General features: G+C 57.2%; 5 protein-coding genes. 3 read left to right on the top strand and 2 right to left on the bottom strand.

Going from position 1 to position 4,869, the window contains the following annotated elements:
* Positions 1-274: 274 nt before the first annotated feature.
* Complete coding sequence (locus tag IEX88_RS26560; RefSeq protein ID WP_188855498.1) at positions 275-421, bottom strand: hypothetical protein; 147 nt, start codon at positions 419-421, stop codon at positions 275-277.
* Positions 418-645, bottom strand: a complete 228-nt coding sequence (locus IEX88_RS26555) for a hypothetical protein (RefSeq protein ID WP_244640513.1) — start codon at positions 643-645, stop codon at positions 418-420. Before IEX88_RS26555 ends, IEX88_RS26560 begins: the two co-directional genes overlap by 4 nt.
* Positions 646-803: 158 nt before the next feature.
* Between IEX88_RS26555 and IEX88_RS26550 the strand changes: the two genes are divergently transcribed.
* The 3 genes from IEX88_RS26550 to IEX88_RS26540 are packed head-to-tail and all read left to right on the top strand — an operon-like array spanning position 804 to position 4,426.
* Positions 804-1,580, top strand: coding sequence for an N-acyl amino acid synthase FeeM domain-containing protein (locus IEX88_RS26550; RefSeq protein ID WP_188855496.1), 777 nt, complete (start codon positions 804-806; stop codon positions 1,578-1,580).
* 3 nt (positions 1,581-1,583) lie between these two features.
* Entirely contained in the window at positions 1,584-2,138 is a 555-nt protein-coding gene (locus IEX88_RS26545; RefSeq protein ID WP_188855495.1) for a methyltransferase family protein, read from the top strand.
* Positions 2,138-4,426, top strand: a complete 2,289-nt coding sequence (locus IEX88_RS26540) for a putative bifunctional diguanylate cyclase/phosphodiesterase (RefSeq protein ID WP_244640514.1) — start codon at positions 2,138-2,140, stop codon at positions 4,424-4,426. The genes IEX88_RS26545 and IEX88_RS26540 overlap by 1 nt, the downstream gene beginning before the upstream one ends.
* Positions 4,427-4,869: the final 443 nt, after the last annotated feature.

Raw genomic sequence — 4,869 nt, 5'->3', positions numbered from 1 at the left:
CGAGCTTCGCTATACGAACGTGGCGGGACTGCCCCTGATCAAAAGCCACCTCGTCAAATACCCGTCGATCACGGGGCATCTCGAGCCTCGGCCTATCTGTCTTCTCCCATGGGTCGCGAACAAGGATCTACCGCCCTGGGCGGGCAAAAAGGCGGGAGATCGATTTCGGAGATGATAACCGTTGGTAAGCAGCCGTCAGAGCGAAGCACTTTTCCTCGGTTGGTGTGGAAATCATTTCCGATGGCGTGAACGGGCCGAGAGCAGACCGGCAGCTTTAGAACGGAATGACGATAAAGCTGCCCTTCGCCCGTACCAGGTTGGAAATGATTTCCGCGGCAACTTGAGGAGTTGGACGGGCCAGTAGCTTCATCAGGATGTAGGCTGCCTTGCGATCTGCGCCGGCGTCGCTCGCAGGCTTCATGTCGATAGAGCCCAGAACTGCGCTTCAAGCCGGAGCTGCGGACCGTCTCGTTCGGTGAAACCACCGTCGACAAGTCCGTTTCGCCAACCATGCCAGTAGGAACGTGAGACTTCCGCCAGCGTGCATGGCGAGCCAGTCATGCCGTCCAGATACCCACACAGAATTTCGCCTTCGTCCAAGGAGCGAAAATCAGCAATGTTTTCGACGGGTTGGAAGACCTGCACGACACTACTCCTCATTACATGCACATCTGAATTGCGGCAGGCCTATCACCTGATCATCGAGAACTTCACAATCGTGAAGCCCAGTCGGATCCTCCGATTGCCCGGCCGATGCCGGGGCGCACAGATGTTTGCGCGGCTTCAACGATGAGGCTTCTTCGATGGACCATACACTTTCGTCGTTTCCAATTGGTGTGCAACTTCAGCACGAATCACTTCTCCAGCCCGTAGCCAAGGTGCCCCCGGCCAGGCGCGTCGGCTCGGCAACGCGATGCGACGAATATATCGCGCGACTTGCCGTCGACGATCCAGTCAGAGATGACGCCTTCCGGCTCCGCTATTGCAGCTATGTCGCGGGCAAGCATATCGAACCAAACACCTCTGGCCGGTTCAAGGATATTTACGACGATATGCCCAATGCCAGTACGATCGTCATCTACGATAGGGGCGTCGCTGTGGCTTCGGTACGTACCTGCACCCTAGCCCGCGGAACAGACTTGACCTCACCGGCGAGGGACGCGTTCCGCAAAGAGGTGGACGACCTGTTGGACCGTGATGCCGGTAGCCCGTTTTCAGGGCGGGGCATCGAGGTAACAAGGCTCGTCCGCAGCCCGGAAGCAGAGAACAATCAGGGCCTCGTCTTCCTGCTCTATCGGATGGCGGGCTACATCGCGCTGTGCGCGCATAGCCAAGTTCATCTTGCCTGCATTCGTGAGAACCATACTCCCTTCTATCGGCGACTTGGATACGAGGCTGCATCTGAACTGCGTCCCTATCCCGGGCTGAGTTGCCCGATGCGGTTGATGGCGAGTGACCGCGAGCAATACGACAGAGTTCGGCTTGCCGTTCCGGCTATGGATCCGCTGGCCGGCCGAACTGGGGACCTCAGCGCCTTTTTCGAAGGCGGCCCCGTAACCCTCTCGGTTAGGGGAGCTTAAGCGATGCTAACTGCACTGATAATCGCTTTCGCTACTGTGCCGCTTGCCTCGTTTAGTTGGGGCCTGCGGGGGCATTTCCGCTCCAGCGAGGGCATGCCATCCGCCATGCGCGCCCTCACGGCCGCGAGCAGCCTTTCGGCGCTGCTCTTCCTCGTTCTCATCACCACGGGTGATGTCAGTGGCCTCAGGGCTTTCGTCTTCGTCACCGTATCATGCGCTTCGGCAGCCTTATTTTGGTGGGCTGTCAGGACGACCAGGCATAGGCCACCCCAGCTCGCCCATAGCCAGTCCGATCCGGACTTGCTCTACGAGAATGGCCCCTATGCCTTCGTCCGCCATCCGTTCTATCTGGCTTACTGCCTTTTCTGGCTAGGCTCTGCCGTTGCCGCCGGCGGGCTGCAATGGCTGGCTGCCGCCCTACTGATTGGCTGGTACTACGCAATCGCGAAGTCGGAAGAAGCGCAGTTCTTTAATACGTTGATGGCAGCTTCCTATACTCGGTACCGGCGCCGGACGGGAATGATCGTGCCAAGGGTGCATGGGATGCTGCGTTGGTAATGTTTTGGGATTCAATCGTCTCTCGAACAAGGGACGGCGCAGCTTCGCTGCGCCGTCTCCTTCGACTGAAGTCTCCGACCTCCCAGCAGAATAAGGAGGCACTGCGCGATCAGGCAAGCCTCCTGTTCAACCTGAGCATGCTGTTCGCGGTGACCGGGATCGGTAATGCGATCTTCGTTGTGCTGAATTTTCAACCGCTGGACCGAATGCTTCTTCCCGTCATTGGCGCGGTTATCGTGACGATTTACGGGCTCATCGTGACTGCGTCTCTGATTTGGCGACGAACCGAGAACGCATTTGGTTATCTCCGATTGGCCCGCCTCCTGTATCTAGCTTTGGGTATCGGATGGGGCGCTCTAATCAATGCCTTGGCGTACTACGGCACGGTAGACCAACGTGCGCTGATCATCGGGCTCGCGCTCGGGGTGGTTTCGACGCCGATCATTTGCGTTCCGGCCATTGTGGCTTTCAGCTTTTTTGCTCCTGTCGCGCTTCTGTCGATGGTGGCAGTGGCGTTACTCGGAATAGCCGATACCGTCACCACGGTGGCCTTCGGCAGCTATACGATGTTTGCGATCGTCGGCATCGTCTGCACCAACATCGCATTTGAGGGGCGCTCGAAGGCGCAAGCAGCTCTGAGGCGTGAAGTCGCAACTGTGAACATCTTCCTGCGTGAGTATCAGGAAGGGTCTTCCGACTGGCTTTGGGAAACCGACGCCGTCGGACGGTTAGCCTCCGTGCCAGCGAGCCTTGCCGCCGTCGTGGATTCAAAGACGGCAATCCATCAAGAATGGCGTCTCGACACGATATTCGGTGCTACGGAAGAAAGCGCAAACCATCCCCAACTGACAAATTACCTGAAACAGCATGTCGCTTTTCGGGATGTCACGGCGACAGCACGGCTCGGCTCGAAACAGCTTTGGTTCAACCTGACGGGCCATCCCGTGCATAGCGTGGATGGCCATATGACCGGATTTCGCGGCATAGGCCGCGACGTAACCGAGCGCTACGAAGCGGATCTAAAGCTCGCCTACCTGGCTAAGCACGATGGGCTTACCGGGCTTCTTAACCGCAAAGCTTTTGTCGGGCGGGTGGAAAAAGCCTGTGAGGAAGGGCGTCGTTTCGTCCTCGCCAGCATCGATCTCGACGACTTCAAGAAAACGAACGACACCTATGGTCACCACTTTGGCGACGATTTGCTGGAATCCGTCGCTAACCGAATAAGATCTGCCCTCCGCCCGTCGGACGCAGGCGGACGCCTCGGAGGAGACGAGTTCGCGGTGCTCATTGCTGACGTAGATTTCGAAAGCGGAGTGAGCGGAGCAACACGACTGTCTGAACTGATTGCAGAACGTCTGGTGCTCCACGGCCATAGCGTGACCCCCAGCACTAGTATCGGCGTTGCTGCGCTAGAGGATACGGCCGATGATGCCTCTCGCCTCTTCTTTAAGGCTGACCTTGCGCTTTACCGGGCGAAGGCTGACGGCAAAGGGGCGGTTCGCTGTTTCACCCGCGACCTCGAGGATGAGTATAATGCGCGTCTCGTGCAGGAAGGGGAGCTCGCGGCGGCGATCGACAACGGGGAGATTACAGTTGTCTATCAGCCCATCGCGGATCTATTCACTGGTCAAATCTTGTGTCTGGAAGCACTTGCACGATGGCATCACCCTACACGGGGCCAAGTGTCACCGGCTACGTTCATTCCTGTGGCGGAAGCTAGCGGTCTGATCGACCGGCTGGGAGAGTGGATTTTGCGGGAGTCTCTTAAGCGAGCGGCCAAGTGGCCCTCGAGTGTGCAGGTCAACGTCAACCTCTCGCCTCAGCAATTGGTCAGCGGTCTGTTTCCCAAGATTCTGGCGAACATATTGCAGGAAACTGGCCTGTCACCCTCACGGGTCGGCATCGAGATTACGGAAAACATCTTCGTCGATTTTTCCGACAACGTGCTTGTGCAGCTTTCGGCGATAAAAGCGCAAGGAGTTCGTCTGGTTCTTGATGATTTCGGAACCGGATATTCGTCGCTCAGCTACCTACAAATGGTTGATGTCGATGGGTTAAAGATCGACGCAAGTTTCCTTAGGCAACTTCCGGACAGAAAAGTCGAGGCGATAATACGTACTGTAACGCGGCTAACGGCGGACTTGAACATCCACCTTGTAGCTGAAGGCGTTGAGAATGTGATGCAACTGCAATGGTTGCGGGCTAACGGGGTTCATTTTGGACAGGGCTTTCTCTTGGGTCGGCCGAAGAACAGCCCACCGGTAGATTGGATTGATCATCTGCCCTAAACGCTGCAACGGGCTGAAAGCGGTCGTTCCACTCTTCGGAGTGACAGACAAAAAGCTGGCTACTCTGCTCACGACCCTCCACGACGTTCTAAGTTACGAGGTATCCCCGAAACGACCATTCGATGAACAGCGTCAGGCTGATTTCCGGATGGCCGACGCACGGAACCTCTTCTTCGAAATCACGCGTCTGCATACCCTTCGGTTACTTCCTTAAGCAGGAGCCGCATACAGTTAGAGCAGCTCACTCCATCGAATCGAACTGTCATGCCGTCTGACTACCCGCCGGCGGGTGTCGACCCTACAAGCGCCAAGGGTTCGGAGACCAGAATTTCACCTGCGGTGTGCACGGCGGTGACAAACCAGGCCACAGGAGCGCCGGCATAACGCCGAGTGCGGCGGAGTAAAATCCGGCCAGTGGTTAGGCTGTTCTCTTTTGCAGAGGG

The sequence above is a fragment of the Aureimonas glaciei genome (assembly GCF_014643375.1).
In the GTDB taxonomy this organism is placed as follows: domain Bacteria; phylum Pseudomonadota; class Alphaproteobacteria; order Rhizobiales; family Rhizobiaceae; genus Plantimonas; species Plantimonas glaciei.
This window is presented reverse-complemented; position numbering and strand designations above follow the sequence as displayed.